Source organism: uncultured Algibacter sp. (assembly GCF_947495675.1).
Taxonomy (GTDB): Bacteria; Bacteroidota; Bacteroidia; order Flavobacteriales; family Flavobacteriaceae; genus Algibacter_B.
Window position 1 is genome coordinate 209,611 of sequence record NZ_CANLZX010000004.1, and the last position, 20,193, is coordinate 229,803.

Annotated in this window: 23 protein-coding genes; 11 read left to right on the top strand and 12 right to left on the bottom strand. The window is 29.9% G+C overall.

Annotation, left to right across the window (positions count from 1 at the left end; translation table 11 throughout):
• Window positions 1-16: 16 nt before the first annotated feature.
• Complete coding sequence (locus tag Q0842_RS04760) at window positions 17-748, bottom strand: class I SAM-dependent methyltransferase (RefSeq protein WP_298494882.1); 732 nt, start codon at window positions 746-748, stop codon at window positions 17-19.
• Between the two features lie 200 nt (window positions 749-948).
• Here Q0842_RS04760 and Q0842_RS04765 point away from each other — a divergent pair, with 200 nt between their 5' ends.
• Window positions 949-2,106, top strand: a complete 1,158-nt coding sequence (locus Q0842_RS04765) for a THUMP domain-containing protein (protein WP_298494884.1) — start codon at window positions 949-951, stop codon at window positions 2,104-2,106.
• Between the two features lie 57 nt (window positions 2,107-2,163).
• Here the strand turns inward: Q0842_RS04765 and Q0842_RS04770 are convergent, their stop codons facing one another.
• Both Q0842_RS04770 and Q0842_RS04775 read right to left on the bottom strand, forming a co-directional pair.
• Window positions 2,164-2,523: a hypothetical protein gene (locus Q0842_RS04770; RefSeq protein WP_298494886.1), complete on the bottom strand. Its 360-nt coding sequence runs from the start codon at window positions 2,521-2,523 to the stop codon at window positions 2,164-2,166.
• Window positions 2,524-2,921: 398 nt separating this feature from the next.
• Complete coding sequence (locus tag Q0842_RS04775) at window positions 2,922-3,710, bottom strand: SGNH/GDSL hydrolase family protein (RefSeq protein ID WP_298494888.1); 789 nt, start codon at window positions 3,708-3,710, stop codon at window positions 2,922-2,924.
• Between the two features lie 164 nt (window positions 3,711-3,874).
• Here Q0842_RS04775 and Q0842_RS04780 point away from each other — a divergent pair, with 164 nt between their 5' ends.
• Window positions 3,875-4,354 (top strand): OsmC family protein, encoded by a 480-nt coding sequence (locus tag Q0842_RS04780; RefSeq protein ID WP_298494890.1) that lies wholly within the window; start codon window positions 3,875-3,877, stop codon window positions 4,352-4,354.
• A gap of 257 nt (window positions 4,355-4,611) precedes the next feature.
• On the opposite strand, the gene Q0842_RS04785 is transcribed toward Q0842_RS04780, so the two are convergent.
• From Q0842_RS04785 to rlmD, 4 genes are all read right to left on the bottom strand, one after another.
• Window positions 4,612-4,908, bottom strand: coding sequence for a Bor family protein (locus Q0842_RS04785; RefSeq protein ID WP_298494892.1), 297 nt, complete (start codon window positions 4,906-4,908; stop codon window positions 4,612-4,614).
• Between the two features lie 442 nt (window positions 4,909-5,350).
• Window positions 5,351-6,148: a DUF6048 family protein gene (locus Q0842_RS04790; protein WP_298494894.1), complete on the bottom strand. Its 798-nt coding sequence runs from the start codon at window positions 6,146-6,148 to the stop codon at window positions 5,351-5,353.
• Window positions 6,114-6,650 carry a DUF6452 family protein gene (locus Q0842_RS04795; protein ID WP_298494896.1) on the bottom strand — a complete coding sequence of 179 codons (537 nt, stop codon included), beginning with the start codon at window positions 6,648-6,650 and terminating at the stop codon, window positions 6,114-6,116. The genes Q0842_RS04790 and Q0842_RS04795 overlap by 35 nt, the downstream gene beginning before the upstream one ends.
• 25 nt (window positions 6,651-6,675) lie before the next feature.
• Complete coding sequence (rlmD, locus tag Q0842_RS04800; RefSeq protein WP_298494898.1) at window positions 6,676-8,091, bottom strand: 23S rRNA (uracil(1939)-C(5))-methyltransferase RlmD; 1,416 nt, start codon at window positions 8,089-8,091, stop codon at window positions 6,676-6,678.
• A 120-nt stretch (window positions 8,092-8,211) separates the two neighbouring features.
• Here rlmD and Q0842_RS04805 point away from each other — a divergent pair, with 120 nt between their 5' ends.
• From Q0842_RS04805 to Q0842_RS04815, 3 genes are read left to right on the top strand one after another with little or no spacing between them, the layout of a single operon-like run.
• Window positions 8,212-8,703: a hypothetical protein gene (locus Q0842_RS04805; protein WP_298494900.1), complete on the top strand. Its 492-nt coding sequence runs from the start codon at window positions 8,212-8,214 to the stop codon at window positions 8,701-8,703.
• Window positions 8,652-9,245, top strand: a complete 594-nt coding sequence (locus Q0842_RS04810; protein ID WP_298494902.1) for an RNA polymerase sigma factor — start codon at window positions 8,652-8,654, stop codon at window positions 9,243-9,245. Before Q0842_RS04805 ends, Q0842_RS04810 begins: the two co-directional genes overlap by 52 nt.
• Window positions 9,242-9,625, top strand: a complete 384-nt coding sequence (locus Q0842_RS04815; protein WP_298494904.1) for a DUF6768 family protein — start codon at window positions 9,242-9,244, stop codon at window positions 9,623-9,625. Before Q0842_RS04810 ends, Q0842_RS04815 begins: the two co-directional genes overlap by 4 nt.
• Before the next feature lie 66 nt (window positions 9,626-9,691).
• On the opposite strand, the gene Q0842_RS04820 is transcribed toward Q0842_RS04815, so the two are convergent.
• Window positions 9,692-10,861: a mechanosensitive ion channel gene (locus tag Q0842_RS04820; protein WP_298494906.1), complete on the bottom strand. Its 1,170-nt coding sequence runs from the start codon at window positions 10,859-10,861 to the stop codon at window positions 9,692-9,694.
• A gap of 192 nt (window positions 10,862-11,053) precedes the next feature.
• Here Q0842_RS04820 and rocD point away from each other — a divergent pair, with 192 nt between their 5' ends.
• Window positions 11,054-12,334 carry an ornithine--oxo-acid transaminase gene (gene rocD / locus Q0842_RS04825; RefSeq protein ID WP_298494908.1) on the top strand — a complete coding sequence of 427 codons (1,281 nt, stop codon included), beginning with the start codon at window positions 11,054-11,056 and terminating at the stop codon, window positions 12,332-12,334.
• Between the two features lie 8 nt (window positions 12,335-12,342).
• Window positions 12,343-12,792, top strand: coding sequence for a DUF5362 family protein (locus tag Q0842_RS04830; RefSeq protein ID WP_298494911.1), 450 nt, complete (start codon window positions 12,343-12,345; stop codon window positions 12,790-12,792).
• 72 nt (window positions 12,793-12,864) lie between these two features.
• Here Q0842_RS04830 and Q0842_RS04835 read toward each other — a convergent pair whose 3' ends face one another.
• From Q0842_RS04835 to Q0842_RS04845, 3 genes are all read right to left on the bottom strand, one after another.
• Window positions 12,865-13,191 carry a CCC motif membrane protein gene (locus Q0842_RS04835; protein ID WP_298494913.1) on the bottom strand — a complete coding sequence of 109 codons (327 nt, stop codon included), beginning with the start codon at window positions 13,189-13,191 and terminating at the stop codon, window positions 12,865-12,867.
• Between the two features lie 9 nt (window positions 13,192-13,200).
• Complete coding sequence (locus tag Q0842_RS04840; RefSeq protein WP_298494915.1) at window positions 13,201-13,476, bottom strand: DUF2752 domain-containing protein; 276 nt, start codon at window positions 13,474-13,476, stop codon at window positions 13,201-13,203.
• A gap of 70 nt (window positions 13,477-13,546) precedes the next feature.
• Window positions 13,547-15,424 carry a T9SS type A sorting domain-containing protein gene (locus tag Q0842_RS04845; RefSeq protein ID WP_298494917.1) on the bottom strand — a complete coding sequence of 626 codons (1,878 nt, stop codon included), beginning with the start codon at window positions 15,422-15,424 and terminating at the stop codon, window positions 13,547-13,549.
• 261 nt (window positions 15,425-15,685) lie between these two features.
• Between Q0842_RS04845 and Q0842_RS04850 the strand changes: the two genes are divergently transcribed.
• Together Q0842_RS04850 and Q0842_RS04855 are read left to right on the top strand one after the other, a co-directional pair.
• Entirely contained in the window at window positions 15,686-15,874 is a 189-nt protein-coding gene (locus Q0842_RS04850) for an LPXTG cell wall anchor domain-containing protein (protein WP_298494919.1), read from the top strand.
• A gap of 2 nt (window positions 15,875-15,876) precedes the next feature.
• Window positions 15,877-16,440: a Smr/MutS family protein gene (locus Q0842_RS04855; RefSeq protein ID WP_298494921.1), complete on the top strand. Its 564-nt coding sequence runs from the start codon at window positions 15,877-15,879 to the stop codon at window positions 16,438-16,440.
• On the opposite strand, the gene Q0842_RS04860 is transcribed toward Q0842_RS04855, so the two are convergent.
• Complete coding sequence (locus tag Q0842_RS04860) at window positions 16,437-17,360, bottom strand: hypothetical protein (protein WP_298494923.1); 924 nt, start codon at window positions 17,358-17,360, stop codon at window positions 16,437-16,439. The genes Q0842_RS04855 and Q0842_RS04860 overlap by 4 nt on opposite strands.
• A gap of 136 nt (window positions 17,361-17,496) precedes the next feature.
• Here Q0842_RS04860 and Q0842_RS04865 point away from each other — a divergent pair, with 136 nt between their 5' ends.
• On the top strand, window positions 17,497-18,636 hold the full coding sequence (locus Q0842_RS04865; protein WP_298494925.1) for a cysteine desulfurase family protein: 1,140 nt from the start codon (window positions 17,497-17,499) through the stop codon (window positions 18,634-18,636).
• A gap of 110 nt (window positions 18,637-18,746) precedes the next feature.
• Window positions 18,747-20,186 (top strand): cell wall anchor protein, encoded by a 1,440-nt coding sequence (locus Q0842_RS04870; RefSeq protein WP_298494927.1) that lies wholly within the window; start codon window positions 18,747-18,749, stop codon window positions 20,184-20,186.
• Window positions 20,187-20,193 lie beyond the last annotated feature (7 nt).

The window sequence follows — 20,193 nt, forward strand, 5'->3', positions numbered from 1 at the left end:
CAATGCCCATTATTGGTTATTTAAAAATCATGACTAAACGTTCTGATGTTTTTGCGCTAAACTTGCGCAGTTTATAATCGCCAAAAATATCTAATAAATGCACACCGGCCTGTTCAAAAAGCAACTCGAAATCTGCTAAAGTAAAACCACGTACGCGCTCTTGGAAATTATACAATATTTCGTCGGCTGTAAAAGTAATATCTTTTATAATATAGCCATCTTCAACATAGCGTTTTAAATAAAAATCTATACCATCAACCGTTTTAACCTCTTCGGGCACTAAATTATTAATAACAAACTCGCTATTCATAAAATCAATAACTCCAAAACCAAACTCATTTAATTCAGCTTTAATGGCTTTTATCGTTTTTAAGTTATCTGCATCATCATCAAAATAGCCAAAGCTAGTAAACAAATTAAAAACGGCATCAAACTGTTTGTGGTAAGGCTTACACATGTTGTGAACCTCAAATTTTAAACGATGATTTTCAAACTGTTTGGCAAAATTAATACTGTTTTCGCTTAAATCAACCCCAGTTACATCATAGCCAATTTTGTTAAGATATAAGGCATGTCTACCTTTTCCGCAGGCTAAATCTAAAATGGTACCACCTTCTGGGATATTTAAATAATCAGTAAGGGTATCCATAAAAGCATGCGCTTCAGTATCATTACGGTCTTTATATAAAATGTGGTAAAATGGTGTGTCAAACCAAGAAGTAAACCAAGTTTTTGTTTTGTTAGTCATAGTTTTGTTTGGGGGTTACCCCCGAGAAATGTACGGGGGTCAGGCTTTACGCTGCAAGTCCTCGCGATTTATCCCGATAAAAATCGGAATCGCTGTGGGCTTTCCACTTCAATCCTTAACCCGAATTATCAATAAACTTTACGTTTGCCACAAAATTACGTTATTTTTGCAATCTATTATAAGTAGAGTAGACGAAAAAAATGGGAGAAAATTTCAATATGGTAGCCAAAACCTTATTTGGCTTTGAAGATTTATTAGAAAAAGAGCTTACACAACTAGGTGCTATGTACGTAAAAAAGGGTGTGCGAAACGTCTCTTTCTCAGGCGATAAAGGCTTTATGTATAAATGTAATTTAGCATTGCGTACGGCTGTAAAAATTTTAAAACCCATACATTCATTTAATGTTAAAAGTGAGCAAGATTTATATGATAAAATTTATGCTATGGACTGGTCGCAATACTTAAAACCAACAGGTTCTTTAGCTATTGATGCCACCATTCATTCCGATTTGTTTTCGCACTCATTGTATATAGCCCAAAAAACCAAAGATGCTATTGTCGATAAATTTCGAGATACCGATGGGCAACGACCTAATGTAGATTTAAAATTTCCAGACTTAAAAATAAATGTGCATATTGACAGACGCCGTTGTACTATTTCTTTAGACTCCTCTGGTGATTCTCTACATAAACGAGGTTACAAAACAGCCACTAATATTGCGCCTATAAACGAAGTTTTAGCTGCAGGTTTAATCATGCTTTCTGGTTGGGATGGGCAAAGCGATTTTATGGATCCTATGTGCGGATCTGGCACTATGCTTATTGAGGCTGCCATGATTGCTTGTAATATACCGCCAAACCTAATGCGAAAAGAATTTGCTTTTGAGCGTTGGAACGATTGGGATGTGGAATTATTCGAAAAAATTGAAGAATCTCTACTGGGTAAAACCCGCGATTTTCATCATAAAATAACTGGTTATGATAAAGCACCAAGTGCAGTTGCTAAAGCCATAGAAAATGTAAAAAACGCCCAATTAGAGGATTTTATTGATGTGAAGCACGAAGATTTCTTTAAAACTCAAAAAGGAGGTGAGAATAAACTGCATATGGTATTTAACCCGCCTTATGGCGAGCGTTTAAATATTGACATGGAAGACTTTTATGCTAACATAGGCGATACTTTAAAACAAAGCTATCCAGGTACCGATGCATGGTTTATAACCTCAAATCTTGATGCGCTTAAACATGTAGGATTACGTCCGTCAAGAAAAATACAACTTTATAACGCTAAACTAGAATCGCGTTTGGTAAAGTATGTAATGTACGAAGGGAGTAAGAAGGGTAAGTATATGAAGTAGATATTATAAGAAACAGCAAAAAAAATGATTTGATTATGATTGCTGTTTCTTTTAAAATTATATATCATAAATAACAAAATGCCAATCACTTTTTACAGGAACTATGGAATAGCCAGATGCTAATGTCTGTATCCTATCTGCCCAAATTATAACTTCAAAAGATTTTTTTGTTTGGTACCTCAAAGCTATAGTAGTAAATACATAATCAGGTCCATCTTCACCATAGTTTTCTGCAGTAAGCTGTACAATATAATTTTTATCGTGTACTAATCCACTAGATAGCTTAACTGTATATCCAATATCTCCACCAGGACCGAAAATGTTTCCAGGACTAATACCATTTGATATACTTATTCCGGCAGTAGCTTTTAAGATAGTACCATTTGCGGCAATTTTGCCCATTGCTATTTGTCTCATAATAATTAAAATTTAAAGATTAATAAATTGATTAATGCACTTATTAAAGCATATTAATTTTTCTTATACTAAAGTAGGATTTTTATACTAATAAAAAAATACGTACTTGTACGTAATTGCTTGAAATAAAGTTGATTATGGTTATTTTGTTGCCTTAAATTATGATATACCAATTATCTGTACTTATAATATTCAAGAAAAATACATTTGTTTAAAACTAAACTAGAAGTGCTTTTGTATAAATATATAATGTATCAATTGAGTATAAAAAGAGACGTGTTTTAAATATAATTTTAAGCTATGCTTTTTAGTTTTTAAAAAAGAATGTTAACTAAGTTATATTTTTTATTATTATGAAGGATGAATATTTTAAAACCTTTTAAAATCAATATGCGGTCTTAGAATTTAATTTTTTCTATTAATTCACTTGCAATTACTTCAGTTAGTTTTTCGTTTCCTAGTTTCGATAAATGAGCTGAGTCTTTATATAAACCTTTGCATTTTAAATAATCTGGACAAACCTTATTAAAATCGATTAGTATAACACTATCAGACAGGTTCGTTCTTTGTAATTCAGAATTTAAAAACGCTCTGTAAGTCTTAATATTATCTGTTTCAGCATCATTATTTATTTTTGCCGAAATATAAGTTCTTGTTTTAAACAAAAAATTCATGTCGTCAATAGTTTTTACAACATCAAATTCGGGTAAAGAAACAACAACAGGCTTTATTTTATAGTGTAATAATGTCTTGATTATTTGTATAACATGAAAGCTGTAATAATTTTTTCCAGCTCTAGACGCTTTATCATTAACACCTGCAATAACAATACAATATTCTGGTTGGCTTTCAATTATAAATTTTGAAGAATGTTCAATGTCATTATTTTTAAATAGGTTTTGATAAATTAATTTGCTTCTTGCACTAGATTTACCTGAAGAAATTATGCGATTACTTTGCCCTTTTTTTAAGAGTTTTTCATGTAGCATACTATCAAGTTTATTACCAGCAACCCAACTATCTCCTATAATTCCAACAGTTAAAACATTATCTTGTGTTGTTTTATTTATTTGAAAGTATGGTTGTGTTTTAGCAAATGAAAACCTATCAATAAAATACCAACTAATTACAATTAAAAACAGCGTTGCTATTCCTGTTATAACTAATTTTATTTTTTGATATGCCATTAGTATTTTCTTTTAAATTACAAGTAATTGACTATTTCTAAATTTAATTAATCGCTATAAGTAGATAAGCTAAGTTAAAATTTTATTAGCACTTAGTCACAATTATTAATAATAAGCGTTTTTTGATTTTTCATACTTTACTTATCTTTCTAAAAAAAAGAAAGATGCCATTTAATCATATTTTTAAAGCTAAGGTAAACTGGCAATTAGGTGATAATGAAACGACACAAAATCCTAAAGATTTTAGTAGAAATCATATAGTAACTATTGCTAACAAGAAACTCCCTTTACAAGTATCTGCAGCAAAACCATTTAGAGGTGATGATACACTTTATAACCCAGAAGATTTATTATTATCGGCCTTAGCCTCATGCCACATGATGTCTTATTTATACGTTTGCGCGCAAAATAATATTGAAGTTTTAAGTTATACTGATACTGCCGAAGCTATTTTGGAAGTTGAAGCGTCGGGTAGTGGGCATTTTAGCAAAGTAACCTTAAAGCCTAAAGTAACTATTAAGGATGCTTCGCAATTAGAATTAGCCAAATCGTTGCATGCCAAAGCAAATAGCTTATGTTTTATTGCTAATTCTTGTAATTTTCAAGTAGCACACTATATAGAGGTTATAGTGTCTAAAGAGTAAACAAGTTTTGCGTAAATGAACTATTGCTTATTTGTTCTAGTTTTAAAAACAATTAATAGAGATATTAAAAATAAAATAGTTTTTCCCACCAGCGCACCATAGCCAAATTCACTTAATTTCGAGACACCTAAGGATAATATTTGAATAATATTATATAGGAATACTAATGATGCTATAATGGCTATATAATGAATTGCTTTTTTCATAAAAATATAAAATGAGCGATTTTAAAATCGCTCATTTTGTTTAAATATTAATTAATATTTTACTGTAGTAGTAGTTGGTGTATAAATTCCAAAAGTAATTGCATTTACCAAACCGTTTACAAATGAATGTCTAGTAAAAATAGTATAATCTTTAGAGCCATTAGCCATTTCTTTAGTATCAGAAACGCCAATTGGAGCTAATCCACCAATTAAGTAGTGATTCCATTTAGTTACTTCTGTATTACCTTTTGCTCCTGCGCCTACAACGCTGGTGTATGAATAACAAGAAGTTAAAAGAATTGATGCTGTAAAAGCAATTGTAAATAATCTCATTGTTTTTTTAATCATTTTGTTAGATTTTTAAAATTAAATAATTTGTTAAATAGATTACTTTTAGGTGTTTAGTATTGAAATTTAATAAAAACTGCTAAAGTAATTTAAGAAGCTAATTTAGCTTAAACATGTAAGAAAAGACAAATGAATTAGTAAAAATTTCAATAAAATTTATCGGAAGACACTAACATTCTTATTCACAAAGTATTAGGTCTAAAACAATTACTAGTCATCTTATTAAGTGGAAATCTATTGGCTAAAATTAACTATAACTTTTGTTATTAATATAACTCTGGGATGTTTTCCAAATTATCAGTAACTGTATAGGAAATGAATGATTTTAAAGTGCTTTTATAATTGATAACCCAGAAGGTTATTATTAGTATTTATGTCCTTAACCATCTGCCACAAGATTTCTTAATGACACATCAAGCAGAAATAAGACTTAAATAGTTTGTTAAGGCCTGTTTCTAGGTGTTGGCCTAGATTCTTTATCGGGTTTAGTAAACTCAGCAGGTTTAGATTGTTTTGTTTTCTTGTAAAGCGGAATTCTATAGGCTAAAAAGTAGCTGTAACCAACACCTATACCGCTACTATCATAAGTTTTTCCAAAACCTGGAATGTATATGTTATCAAAATTATTAGGTATGGTTTGACTTACTGATACTTTTAATTGCACATTTAAACCTATATAAAGATTATTAAATAATTCGGCTTTCATGCCTAGAATAATTTCTGCCCAAAATGCTGTAAGTCCTGTAAGTTCTTGTTTGGTGCTTGATGTAAATTGAGGTTCCCAGTATTGGTCTATACTATATACGGTATAGTTATTTAAATCATGACTAAATGTACTTGCTCCAACTCTAAAACCAGCATAAATCATATTATCCATGTCCAACCAATTTTGATACATGTTAAAATCTACACCACCTTTTATATAACTACCTTTTGTTGTAATATCTAAATAATCATTCACGGTATTTTTTTCTTCAAAACCAATCTCTCCGGCTATATATAGTTTTTCTTTTAAGCGATAATCTGCCATAATTTCAAAACCTGAATAGTCATCGTCTAAAAACGAACGTGTTAATTTACCAATGTCTCCTCCAATTCGAAGTCCGTATTTAAGTTTAATTGTTTTTGAATCATCAGTAGTATCAACAATACTATCATTCTGTGCATTAACAAACACACAAAAAAACAGCATACAAGCTATGCTACTAATGCGATATATTAAAGTGTGTTGTTGTCTCATCTTCTACAGATTGGTTATCGGTTAGAGGTTCTCTTGAAAGCATCCAGTTATCACCATCATCAACAATGGTAAGTGTTACATTTTTAAAAATTGTTTTAAAACCACATGCACGAGAAACAAAAACTTGTTCGCGACTGTAGTTTATAACTATACGGTCTTGATTTCCGTCTATAAAATCATCAGAAGTGTCATCGGGTGTGTCATTATTATTTACAGAAGCACCACTAACAAGAATATATTCGGTAGTGTTATCAGTTGTTTTGAGTGGTAAAACAACATCATCAGTATCTGTGAATATATAATCTGACAAATAATCATCATTATCTACACCAATAACCACTAAATCAAATACATTTTTAAACACATCTGGGTCTGTTGCATCTAGAAAATCAATTATTAATCTGGGTGTAGTTGGTGTTGAATCCGGACAAATATCATCGCGTTCGCAACTGTAGTTTCCAACTATAACAAGTATGATTATAAGTAGGCTTATTTTTTTCATCAATATTTTAATATTGTTTATTTATTTAGCGCTTTTCCAAAAGTACAACATTTTCCACATGAAACGTTTGTGGAAACATATCTACAGCTTGGGTTTTTATTACTTTATATTGTGCATCCATTAAAGCTAAATCTCGAGCTTGTGTAGCGCTATTACAACTTACATAAACTACGCGTTTAGGTGCAATGTTTAATATTTGTTGTACAACATCTTTATGCATACCATCTCTTGGTGGATCTGTAATAATTACATCTGGTTGCCCATGTGCTTCAATAAATTCGTTATTAAAAACATGTTTCATGTCTCCAACATAGAATTCAACGTTATTAATATTATTTAATTGTGCATTTTCTTTAGCAGCAGTAATAGCGTCTGGTACAGATTCTACACCAATTACTTTACTAGCTTGTTTTGCAACAAATTGGGCTATAGTTCCTGTACCTGTATACAAATCATAAACTAATTCTTGCCCTGTTAAACCTGCAAAGTCTCTGGTGATTTTATAAAGCTCAAAAGCTTGGTTAGAGTTTGTTTGATAAAAGGATTTAGCATTAATTTTAAATTTTAACCCTTCCATTTCTTCAAAAATATGATCGTTGCCTTTATAACATATCACATCTTGATCATAAATAGTATCGTTGGCTTTTCCATTAATTACATATTGTAATGATGTTACTTGTGGGAAGTTTTCAGCAATAAAATCTAATATTAATTCACGTTTAACTTTATCTTCTTTAAAAAACTGAATCATTACCATAACATCACCAGTAGTAGATGTTCTAATCATCATGGTCCTTAATAATCCCGTTTGGTTTCTGGTATTAAAGAATTCTAAATCGTTATTAATTGCAAATTCTTTAACAGCATTTCTTATCGCATTGGATGGATCTGCTTGTAAATGACATTTGTTTACATCTAAAATTTTATCCCACATGCCAGGAATATGAAATCCAAGTGCATTTTTATCACCTAAATCTTTATCAGATTGTATTTCTTCAAGTGTTAACCAACGGCTATCGCTAAACGAAAATTCCATTTTATTTCTATAGAAATAGTGTTCAGCAGAACCTAAAATAGGCGTTACCTCTGGTAATTCAATATGCCCAATACGTGTTAAGTTGTTGGTAACTTCTTTTTGTTTGTAAAATAACTGGTGCTCATAGGCCATATTTTGCCATTTACAACCACCACAAGTTCCAAAATGCTCACAAGCAGGTTCTGTTCTTTTGTCTGATAATTTATGAAAAACAGTTGCTTTGCCTTCATAATAAGCTTTACGCTTTTTAAAAGTTTGCACATCAACCACATCACCAGGAACGGCATTTGGTAGAAAAATTACTTTTCCGTCGGGTGCTTTAGCTATTGTTTTTCCTTTAGCGCCAGCATCAATAACTTCTACGCTTTCAAAAACTTGTTTTCTTTGTTTACTTCTTCTTGACATGCTGCAAAAATAATAATAGCCAGAAATATAAGTCTATTTAATTCCATTAACTTTAAAGGAAATTTAAATTCTTTTAAATTAAAATGAACTTTTTTAATTTTTTATCGTCTTATAAGTGAAATGGATGTTATAAACACACATAAAAGAATCATAAATCTACCAAAAGCAGAAGTTGCTACTTTGTTAGAAACATTATCTACAAAAAAAGATAAAGTATGGCCAAAAGATAATTGGCCACCAATTCGTTTCAAAAATGGTTTAAAAGTTGGAGAAGTAGGAGGGCATGGCATAATAAGATACTCAGTATATGAATTTATTCCAGAAAAATTAATAGTTTTTAAATTCTTAAAACCAAAAGGTTTTAAGGGGATTCATAAATTTGAAATAGTAGCAATTAATAAAAGTTCTACAGAAGTAAAACATAGCATTATTATGAAAACGACAAGTATGATGGCCACTTTAAAATGGGTTATAGCAATAAAATGGTTGCATAATGCCTTAATTGAAAATGCTTTTGATACGATTGAGAATAATTACTTAGAAGTTAAAAAGCATACAAAATGGAATTGCTGGGTGAGTTTATGGCGGTTTATACTAACAAAAATTGGGTGAAAACAGAAAAAGCTATTGATGGTAAGTTAGTACAACAATTTCAATCTGGAAATAAAAATGCGTTGGCCCTATTAGTAAAGCGATGGCATAAAACGTTTTGCGAAAAAGCTTATTGGATAGTTAAAGATGCTGATGTTGCTAAAGATATTGCTCAAGATTCTTGGAGTATTATAATTATTAAAATTAGTCATTTAAAAACTCCAGAAAGCTTTGGTAGTTGGGCGTTAAGAATTGTATATACTAAGTCTTTAGACTGGATTAAAGAGAACAATAAATTAAAAAATAATATTGATAATAAACATCAATTACAACATGTTTTTGATGAAGCGAGGGATAGTAGCGAATCAATAAAAGCCATATTATTAAAAACTATTAAAACACTACCTGAGAACCAACAAATGGTTATTCGCTTATTTTATATGCAAGAATACTCATTAAAAGAGATTAGTACGATATTAAACATATCTGAAGGTACAGTAAAGTCTAGATTATTTCATGCTAGAGAAAAATTAAAACAAATTTTAAAAACTTATAACTTATGAAAAGTGATAAAGAAAGTATTGATAAACTTATAAAAGAAACTTTAACAGAAGAAGAGGCTAAATTTTACGAAAATCTAGACGAACAAAACGTAATACAGATGATTGGTGGACTTTTTCAAGGGAAAAACAAATGGTTGTTAGTATTGATGAATTTAGTAACGGTGATTTTTTTCGCATTATTTATTTATTGTTTAGTACAATTTTTTAATGTAGAATCTACTAAAGAGTTATTGAAGTGGGCTTTAGGAAGCATTATTTTTTTAATTGGAGTAAGCATGCTAAAAGTTTTTGCATGGATGCAAATGGATAAAAATGCTATTATTAGAGAGATTAAGCGTTTAGAACTGCAGCTTTCTTCGCTTTCTAGTAAACTGTCTTAGTTAAAAAAAAAGCTGCTTAGTCATAAAAAAACTAAGCAGCTTACCATTAATTGAGGTTAAGTATAATTATTTTTTATTAAATTTTGTTAATATTTTGTCCATTTGCTTTCCAGCAGCTTCACGTCCACCCAATCCAAAAGATAAGATAATAGTTAAGGCAACTGTACCTAATGTTATACCAAAAGCAAGGTTGATAATTTCATCTGCAATACCCATAGTTCTTAATCCAATTGCCAAGAAAATAGAAAGGATTGCTATTCTTATAATAGAAGCCACAAAACTATTATTATCGCTTTTTGCAAAATTGTTGGCAGCAATAGTTGCAATCCAATTTCCAATAGCTAAAATAACAAGTCCAAATAATATTTTACCAGCATAGTTTGTTATGGTATATATAATATCTGATAAATGAGTAAATTCTAATTTCTCTACAGCAGTTGTAAGACCAAATAAAATGATGAAAAAGTAAACTAAATTCCCAATAACCTTTACAAGGTTTGTGTTTCCTGTAATTGATGATAAACCTGCTTTATTAAAGAAGTTATTAAGGTTCATGCTGTTTAATAAGTCTTTAACAAGTTCGCTTAAAAAGCGCCCACCTACAACAAAAAGAATAAGTATTAATGCCGCTACAATTACTTTAGGAATTGCGCTAAAGAAATCTTTTAACATAGTTGTAGCTGGTTCTGATATAGAATCCATATTCAAAATATTAAAAGCTGAAATTAATAAAGGAATAAATATAAAAATGAATACAACTTTTTTAATAACATTAACAAAATCAATATTTTCTGGTAATTTTAATTTAGGTACTAATTTTTGTATTGAATCTCCAGAAAGTTCTACTAATTCTGAAATTATAGTTGCCAACATATACCCAATATAGCAAACTAAGCCAGCACCAACTATATTTGGTAAAAACCCTGCAAATTCATTTAGCATATTTTTTAACGGATCAAGCACATTACTCATACCTAGTTTTTCTAATGCTAAAGTGAAAACAAATATCATTACTAAAAAGTAAACAAGTTTGCTTACAAATTTTGAAATACTAATTTTCGAATTTTTTATTTTATCATCAATACCAGTTTTCTTAAGTAATTTTGAAACAACTCTTTTAAGTAGGCCAGCTATAAACCAACCAATAATAATTATTATTATAGCAGCTAAAGCACTTGATAAATTACCTCCTATAGATTGAGAAAGATTGTCTAATACATTTGATAAATAGTCCATGATTTTAATTTTTTTAATGGTTATAGTTGTAAGTTAGACCCATATAAAAACGAAAAGGTACATTATATTTTATTTTTTATTTATTTTCGCATCTTCTAGGGATGATTTCTCTCCCACGCTGAATTTTCGAAACTCATCGAAAGGATAAAGGTGCAGAAGGAATTGCATATTTTTAATTTAAAACTTTTTAAAATGGCAATTTTAGACCAATTAACTTCGCAACAAGCGATAGATTTAGAAAACAAGTATGGTGCACACAATTACCATCCATTACCTGTAGTGTTAAACAAAGGAGAAGGTGTGTATGTTTGGGATGTAGAAGGAAAAAAATATTATGATTTTTTATCTGCATACTCTGCCGTAAACCAAGGGCACTGTCATCCTAAAATAGTGAATGCAATGATTCAACAAGCGCAAACACTAACATTAACTTCAAGAGCATTTCATAACGATATGTTAGGGAAATTCGAAAAATTTGCTTGCGAGTTTTTTGGGTTCGACAAACTTTTACCAATGAATACTGGTGCTGAAGCAGTTGAAACAGCTTTAAAACTATGTAGAAAATGGGCTTACGAGGTAAAAGGGATTGATGAAAATAAAGCAGAAATTATTGTTTGCGAAAATAATTTTCATGGTAGAACTACCACCATTATTTCTTTTTCTAATGATCCTGTAGCACGTAAAAATTTTGGCCCTTATACCAAGGGGTTTATTAAAATAGGGTACGATAATTTAGAAGCTCTAGAAACAGTATTGGAGAATAACCCTAACGTAGCTGGTTTTTTAGTAGAACCTATTCAAGGTGAAGCAGGTGTATATGTTCCTAGTGATGATTATTTAGTAAAAGCAAAAGCACTTTGTGAAAAATATAATGTTTTATTTATAGCTGATGAAGTACAAACAGGTATTGCTAGAACAGGGCGTTTATTGGCTACTTGTGGTAACTGTTCTTGTGAAAATAAAAATTGTGAGAATACACCAGATGTAAAACCAGATGTTTTAATTCTTGGAAAAGCTATTAGTGGTGGAGTGTACCCAGTTTCTGCAGTATTAGCTAATGATAGTGTAATGAACGTTATTAAACCAGGAAATCACGGGAGTACGTTTGGTGGTAACCCTATTGCTGCTGCTGTAGCTATGGCAGCACTAGAGGTTGTAAGAGATGAAAATCTTGCAGAAAACGCTTATAAGTTAGGTGATTTATTTAGAAGTGAATTAAATAAATATATAGAAACTAGTAGTATTGTTAATCTTGTAAGAGGTAAAGGATTACTTAACGCTATTTTAATTAATGATACTGAAGATAGCGATACAGCATGGAATATTTGTTTGGCATTACGCGATAATGGATTATTAGCCAAACCAACGCATGGTAATATTATTCGTTTTGCGCCTCCTTTAGTGATGACTGAAAATCAGTTAATGGACTGTGTCAATATCATTACCAAAACGCTTAAACAATTTGAAAAATAAATAATTATATGTACCAAAAATCGGCTTTTGAAAGTTTTGAATTGGAAGTAAATGAAGATATTAGAGGCTATTTAAACGAAACAGCTAAATGGTCATACTTTTTGTCAATTCTTGGTTTTATAGGAATTGGTTTTATGGTTTTAGGTGGTATAGGTGTTAGTCTTTATACTGGTATGAATCAAGTAGGAGGTACTGGTGCTTATGCATTAGGATATTCTGCAGGAGTTGGAATTGTTTATATTGTTTTAGCACTCGTTTATTTATTTCCGGTTTTGTATCTTTTTAAATTTTCTAATAAAATGAAACAAGCTTTAAAGTTGAAAAATAATGAAGCTTTTAAATTGGCCTTTTTAAATTTAAAATCTCATTATAAATTTATGGGTATTTTTACTATTGTTGTTTTTTCGATTTATTTTTTAGTTATCATAGGTGTGGCAATTAGTACTGCTTTATTCTAATAAATTGAGTAAACGTTAAATTATAAAAAAAGCGACCATTTGGTCGCTTTTTTTATATAATTTGAAATGAAATTATTGGTTTTGATATTGTTCCATCATTTCTTGTGATTGTCTCATCATTTCATCCCATCCAATTGTTGAAATTTGATAAATAGTATAAATAAGATAAAGGATGTTTATAACTAATATAACTAAAGCAACAGTTTTTGCCGTATCCATTGCTTTTACACTTGATGTGTCAAAATTTTCAGGGTTAAGTTTTGCTTCTTTTAATTTACTAGTTGCAATAAAAAAAGCAATACCTGCTAAAATAAATCCGAAACCGCCCATACAGCAGCATAAAAGGCCTAAAATTGCTAATACGTAGACAAGGGTTGGATTGAGTTTTTGTTGTTCCATGTGTGATTTTTAATTGGTTATTTTTATAATATAACTTGTTATAATTGTTGCAACAGTTAAAATAGCTAAAGCACCAATTATTTTGTTTGAATTTTTAAATTTAAAGAAAATATTTAATCCAATAAATAAAAATAAAGTAATTAAGCTATAAATAGCAGGATATATTTGAAATGCAGCTACAAATTCACCTTCAAAAATTAAAGCTATAGAACGTTGTATGCCACATCCCATACATTCAACTCCTAGAAGTTTTTTATTTAAACAAGGGAGCATGTATTTTTCCATTTTATTGTAAAAATCAAATATTATATGGCTAAAATACTAAAAGTGTACTAAGAAAATTATAAGCAGTATTTTAATTTCTGTTAGCAACTACAATTTTTTTGCTAAGAACTTGATTGTCTTCTAAGTTGATTTTAACAATGTAAACGCCATCACTAAGTGATTTTGTAGAAATAGAATGATTTTGTTTGTTGGATGCTATGAAAGTATTGATAACTTGTTTTCCAGAAACATCAAATAAACTCAATGATTTAATGTTTAAGTTATTTGGGTTTAAAAGCGATAATTGAGAAATAGTATTGTTTTGAAATATTTTAAAATTGTTAAAAGTATTTTCTGCAGTACTTAAAATAGCAGTTTCTTTAAAAGTAATTTCAAAACGTTCGTTATACACGCCAGCATCTAATTTAATATTAAATGTATCGTTTTTAATATCTGTATAGATATTGGTTTCATTATCATATATATATATGTTTACATATTCTGGTACACCTTTAAGTGTATTAATTTTTATGATAAATTCTGTATTGTTAGTTGAGGCTTTTAATCCTAAAGGTAATCTCGTGTCATCATTATAATTAATGGATTTTATTACAAGTTCTTTTTCATTAGAAATGATGTAAGCGTCAGAGCTTAGTTCGTTTATATTTGCACCATCAAAAAAGCGATTAAAAGTGTTATTATTAGGTGTGTTTTGTCTAAACGCAATAACATTTTCTTTGTAATACGTGTTATTTATATGTGTATGAATTCTTATTTCTGGAATTATTGTTGGGTTTTCAATTATAGACTTATAATCAACACCATTGTGAGACATTACAACTACTTTATTGGACTCTTTTGTCGTTTTAGATTTTTTTGATTTTGCAAAAACCGCACCATTACCACCTGGTGTTGAGTCTTCTGGTAAATATACACGCATAGAGTTATCAAAAGTAGCAATGCCTCCAGGACCATTGCTTTGAATAACAAAACCTTGACCAACGGCTGCAAAACGTCTGGAATTATTTAAACTAAAATTAGTAGTATTTTCAGTTGTAATTATGTTGTTACTTCCATCTCCATTATAGTTTTCAAAAGCTGCAGTTGTATATGTGCCATTATCAAGTAAATCACTTAAATCTCCTGGTGTATAAACTCCGTATCCTCCTTCGTAATCTGCCAAATAATGTGAGTTTTTAGCTTTTTGCTCCCAAAAAAATATTTCACCACTTAAGTTTGTTTGGTTTGTTGCAGAATTAACAAAAAACAGCTTTAAATCTAAAGTAGATGGGTATGGATTTCCTGTTAAAGTTTCAGCAGTATTTAATGTACCTGATGTTGGTTGGTTATCGGTTCCATCAAAAGCACAACTTACTGTAATTGTACCATTATTTGGTCTACCTCTAAAATCTAAAACATTATTAGCATTTGGGCTTCCTTTTAAAGTAAAACCATAACCAGTTCCAGCATTACCTGTATCGAATATTTGATTCCAACTGTAATAGCCTTCACCATCTTTTAAGGTATACAGCCAATAATTAGAAAGCTCAGTTGCGGTTCCTTCATAGGCAGTTGTATATAAATATGCCGTCGAGTTTACATTTGATAAATCTGTATGGTCTGCAGGATCATAAATGTTAGACCCATTAAAATCTACATTAGCTTGAGTTGTCCCATCAACAGGAACGCCAACTGGTGAACAAAAATAATTGTATTCATATACACCTGTTGTTTGGTTCTGATAGATTGAAAGTGCTCCTAAATCTGAATTTTTTGTATCTGTATTTTGAATTAATTGAGCATCTCCTCTAAAATATAGATTTGATGTTGCGGTTTCAAGTCTAATATCATTGTTTACAAATAACACAATATCTTTAGCGTATAAATAGCTATTGTCATCAACATATAAATCTTGACCAAAGGTGAAATTGTAGGTAAAAAGCGACAATAAAATAATTTTTTTAAACATAGATTTGGGGTCGTTGTCTTGTTACAAATATAAGTTTTTTATTTCATATAATTTATTTCAAGTCTTAATGTGAATAGTATCGATCTCTGGATTTCTTCCTATAATGTATTAAATTTAAGGTAAAATGTATTTTTTAATGTAATTTGCAATTCTTATTTTGATATAAAATAAATTCATGGAACTTTGGTAAAAAAAGTCTTTTTGCTAGTTGAAAAACATTTAAAGTTACATGTTACATTGGAAAAGAATAATTATTAACTCATGAAATATTTAAACTATATTTTAATTATTATTGGTGCTTTTATTGCTATGTATGCTAAAACTGGTACAGATCAAAATCAATATATCTTAATTGGGGGTATAGTTTTGCTCATGATTGGTGTTTATAGGATTTCTAGAAACATACCTAGCAGAAACGATAATGATTTAAATAACCCAGACAACGATTAATTATGGCATTTACCTTGGGTGATTATGTATTGGTATTAGATGAAGATCTATCTGGTGTTGTTAAAAAAGTAAAGGGTAATACCATTTCTATTGAAACTGATGATGGATTTTTATTAGAATTTCAAGCTAATGAATTAGTATTAAAAGATAGAAAAGAAACTATAGCTAATCAGATATTTTCTAGTGTAACAATTGATGCAATAGTATCTGAGAAAGAAATTCCTAAACGAAAGAATCAACCAAAAACGCGTGCTAAAGACAGATATGAACCTACAATGGAAGTAGATTTACATATTAATCAATTGGTTAAATCATCAAGAGGTATGTCTAATCACGATATGTTATCTCTACAATTAGATACTGCAAAACACAAACTTGAATATGCTATAAATAAGCGCATTCAAAAAATAGTATTTATACATGGCGTAGGTGAGGGAGTTTTAAAAATGGAGCTAGAATATTTATTTGGTAGATATAATAATGTTAAATATTATGATGCCAATTACCAAAAATATGGTTTAGGTGCTACAGAAGTTTATATTTATCAAAATGTGTCTAAAAATTAAGGAAAACTTGGTGTTACCTTTCTAGAGTCAGTTGTACTGCTGTCATCTAAAGAACCAAAATCAAAAACATCTAAAGAGATTAACTCTAAATCTATATCAGAAATGATTAGAGATACATCGTAAGTTTGCGTAATTGTATGCTCTCTATATGCAGTAGCTTCAGGACCACCTAAATTAGCGACGTCTTTATTTAAATAATCAGCTAATTCGCTTACTGTGAAATCGTTAGCAGGGTTTTGGTCTTGGCTGTCATTTTCTTCATCTCTAGTGTCAATACCATCGCCATCATCATCAGTATCTAAATAATCTGGAATACCATCACCATCAGTATCTAAAGCATCTGATAAATCTCCATCTCCATTTGGGTCTGGGTCTTCATTTTTAGTTAAAATATTGTCACCATCATCATCAGCATCTATAAAGTCTGGTAAACCATCACCATCAGTATCATCATCTTCCAAGTCTCCATTATTATTTCTATCTTCTAATGCTGCAGGGATACCATCATTATCATCTTCAGTTAAAATGGTGCTTAAAAAGGCAGTACCACTAGTGCTTTCAATATCTTTAGTTATAACAACTTCAGAGTTTGGTATTACATTACAAAACAAATCACTTGGTAAAGAGGCGTTACTATAAGTACGGTAGTTAAAAGGGTTTGTGGAGCTTATTGTGTAAGTTTGTTCAAAAATACCATCTTCATCAACATTAAAAATATCATCATAATCAACATTATTTAATTTTAATGATAAAGATTCAGAAGGGTCGTTTTTAGTTTTATAAAAAACCAAAGCATTGCCACCATCGCAAACTTCAAAAGTCTCCTCAAAATCTAATTCAACAGTAATAATATCTCCGTCATCACAAGAATGAAGTAATAATATATTTAGGAGTATAAAAACAGAATATAACTTTCGCATTGCATTTGGGTTTTAAGCAAAAATAATAGAATTGTTATTTATAACGTGGAATATTGATAATAATTTTATTTGAATTATTTTTGGTCCTCAAAGCTATTTAATTATTAAATGGCATAGTATAATTATACTCAATTAAATGAAATCAGTTTATTTTGATAATGCAGCAACTACTCCCATGCGAGAAGAGGTTATAAAGGCTATAGCTGAGGTTATGAGAACTAATTTTGGAAATCCTTCATCTTCACATAGTTTTGGTAGATCTTCAAAAGCATTAGTAGAAAAGTCTAGAAAAATGATTGCGAGCTGTTTAAATGTTTCTGCTGGTGAAATAGTATTTACTTCGGGAGGCACAGAGGCCGATAATTTAGTTTTATTTAGTGTTGTAAAAGATTTGGGTATTAAACATATTATAACTTCTAAAATAGAGCATCATGCAGTTTTACATACTGTAGAAAAATTGCAGAAAGATTTTAATATTGAAGTAAGTTTTGTTAATGTTAATAAAAATGGAAGTTTAGATTTAAAACATTTAGAACAATTACTAAAAAGCGATGCTAAAACATTAGTAAGTTTAATGCATATAAATAATGAAATAGGAACTATTTTAGATATAAAGCATGTTGCAGATTTATGTAAATTAAATAATGCATTATTTCATACTGATGCAGTACAATCAATTGGTCATTATAATTTGGATTTACAAGATATTCAAGTTGATTTTTTAGCAGCTTCGGCTCATAAATTTCACGGACCAAAAGGTGTTGGTTTTGCATTTATTAAAAAAAACTCTGGATTACAACCCTTAATAGTTGGTGGAGAACAGGAACGTGGACTTCGTGCAGGAACCGAAAGCATTCATAATATTATTGGTTTAGAAAAAGCTTTACAAATAGCGACAAACAATTTAGAAAGTGAGACGCTTTATGTAAAATCATTAAAGCAATATTTTATTGATGAAATAACAAAAGCTATTCCGGAAGTGAAATTTAATGGTAGTTCTGATAATTTTGAAAAAAGCACATACACACTTATAAATGTTTGTTTGCCTATAACAACAGGAAATGGCGCAATGCTATTATTTCAATTAGATTTAAAAGGTATTGCGTGTTCTAGAGGAAGTGCTTGCCAAAGTGGTAGCTCTAAAAAATCGCATGTATTATTAGAAATTTTAGATGAAGCAGATTTAAATAAACCTTCTATTCGTTTTTCTTTTAGTAAATTTAATACTAAACAAGAGGTTGATTATGTTGTTAATACATTAAAAGCATTTGTTTAAAAACATCCAATACATTTTTTAATATTACGCTAGTAAAAAAAGTAATATATTATTTACTATATTTGTAATAAGTCTCACACGTTTTATTAATGCCCCAAATAAAAAATGTTATGAGATTTAAGTGTATTATTTTCTTTTTTTTTACCTTTTTGTTATTATTTACTAGTTATTTACCTGCTCAAATAGGTATGGGAACAACAAATCCCCATATATCCTCTATTTTAGAAATATCATCAACTACAAAAGGTATTTTAACACCAAGAATGACCTCTTTACAACGAACTACAATTGCCACACCTGCTGATGGTTTACTAGTTTATGATACAGATGAAGGTGCTTTTTATTATTTTGAAAATGCCATTTGGAATAAGATGCAAAGTCAAGGCAGGGATAATTATAAATTAGTGAAAAATGCTTCCGATTTAGCAGATGAACTTGCAGCTGGTGGAGGAAGTACTTATCTACTAACATCTAATACTTATTATGAAATTAATGGTAGTATTACATTAGCGGCTCCAATAGACATTAATAATGCTTATGTTTCTGGTATAGATGCTAATGAAGATAAGCTAGTTGGATCTGGTGGCCCAATATTTTCTGGTACAAATGGCGGTAGTATTAGAAATTTAACATTAATTTCACTTGGCGGAAGTGTTTTTAATTTAACAGGTTCTGGTGCAGAATCATTAGTTTTTCAAAATAGTATAATAGTTAATTCTGGAAGTGTAGGGAATATTTCTAATTTTCAACTTGTGTTTATGAGTATTGTTCAATTAGTAAATAATACAGATGGTTTTACTTTTACAGATATTAATAGCTTGCTTTTAAGTAATTTAGGTTGGTTTGGTAATAATACAGGAACATTTGAAACTTATGTTGGTAGTTTTGATTTAATTGAAAAGGTTAGTGGTTTTTCTGATATTTCTGCTGGAGTAATTGGAATTGATGTAAGTGCGAATCCAACTGTTGGAGCAGGGGTTATTTCTGGAACTCCATTCTCTGGTGTAGGAACTCATGTTTTAGGTTATACTGCTGGAACTTATCCTGGTTATTTTTTTAGTAATAATTGGAATGTTGATTGTCCTGGTTTAAAAGTGGAAAATGATATTAGTGCATCAGCAAATTTTTATTTTAATGGTAGTTTAACTACAGGTTTTGTTCAATCTATAACGAATGGTACAGCAGTACCTATTCAGGGATCAGGAACATTTACAGCTACAAATTTGTTTAGATTTACAGAAGTAGGGGGTAATCGATTGGTTTATGATGGTATAGAAAATAGATCTTTTCAAGTAAACGCATCTTTGTCTGTTAGAATTACAAGTGCCTCAGGTAATTTTTATGCTATTATTTTATATAAGAATGGTGTTGAAGTAACAGAGTCTAATGCTATTGTTTATGTTGATAGTGATACCCAAATTCAAAATATTGCAATTACTTCTGATATAGATTTATCTAATGGTGATTATATTGAAGTATATGTAAAACGTTTAACAGGAACAGGTACAGACTCACTTATTGTTTTTTCTGAAAATATAAGTGTAAAATAAAAATTGA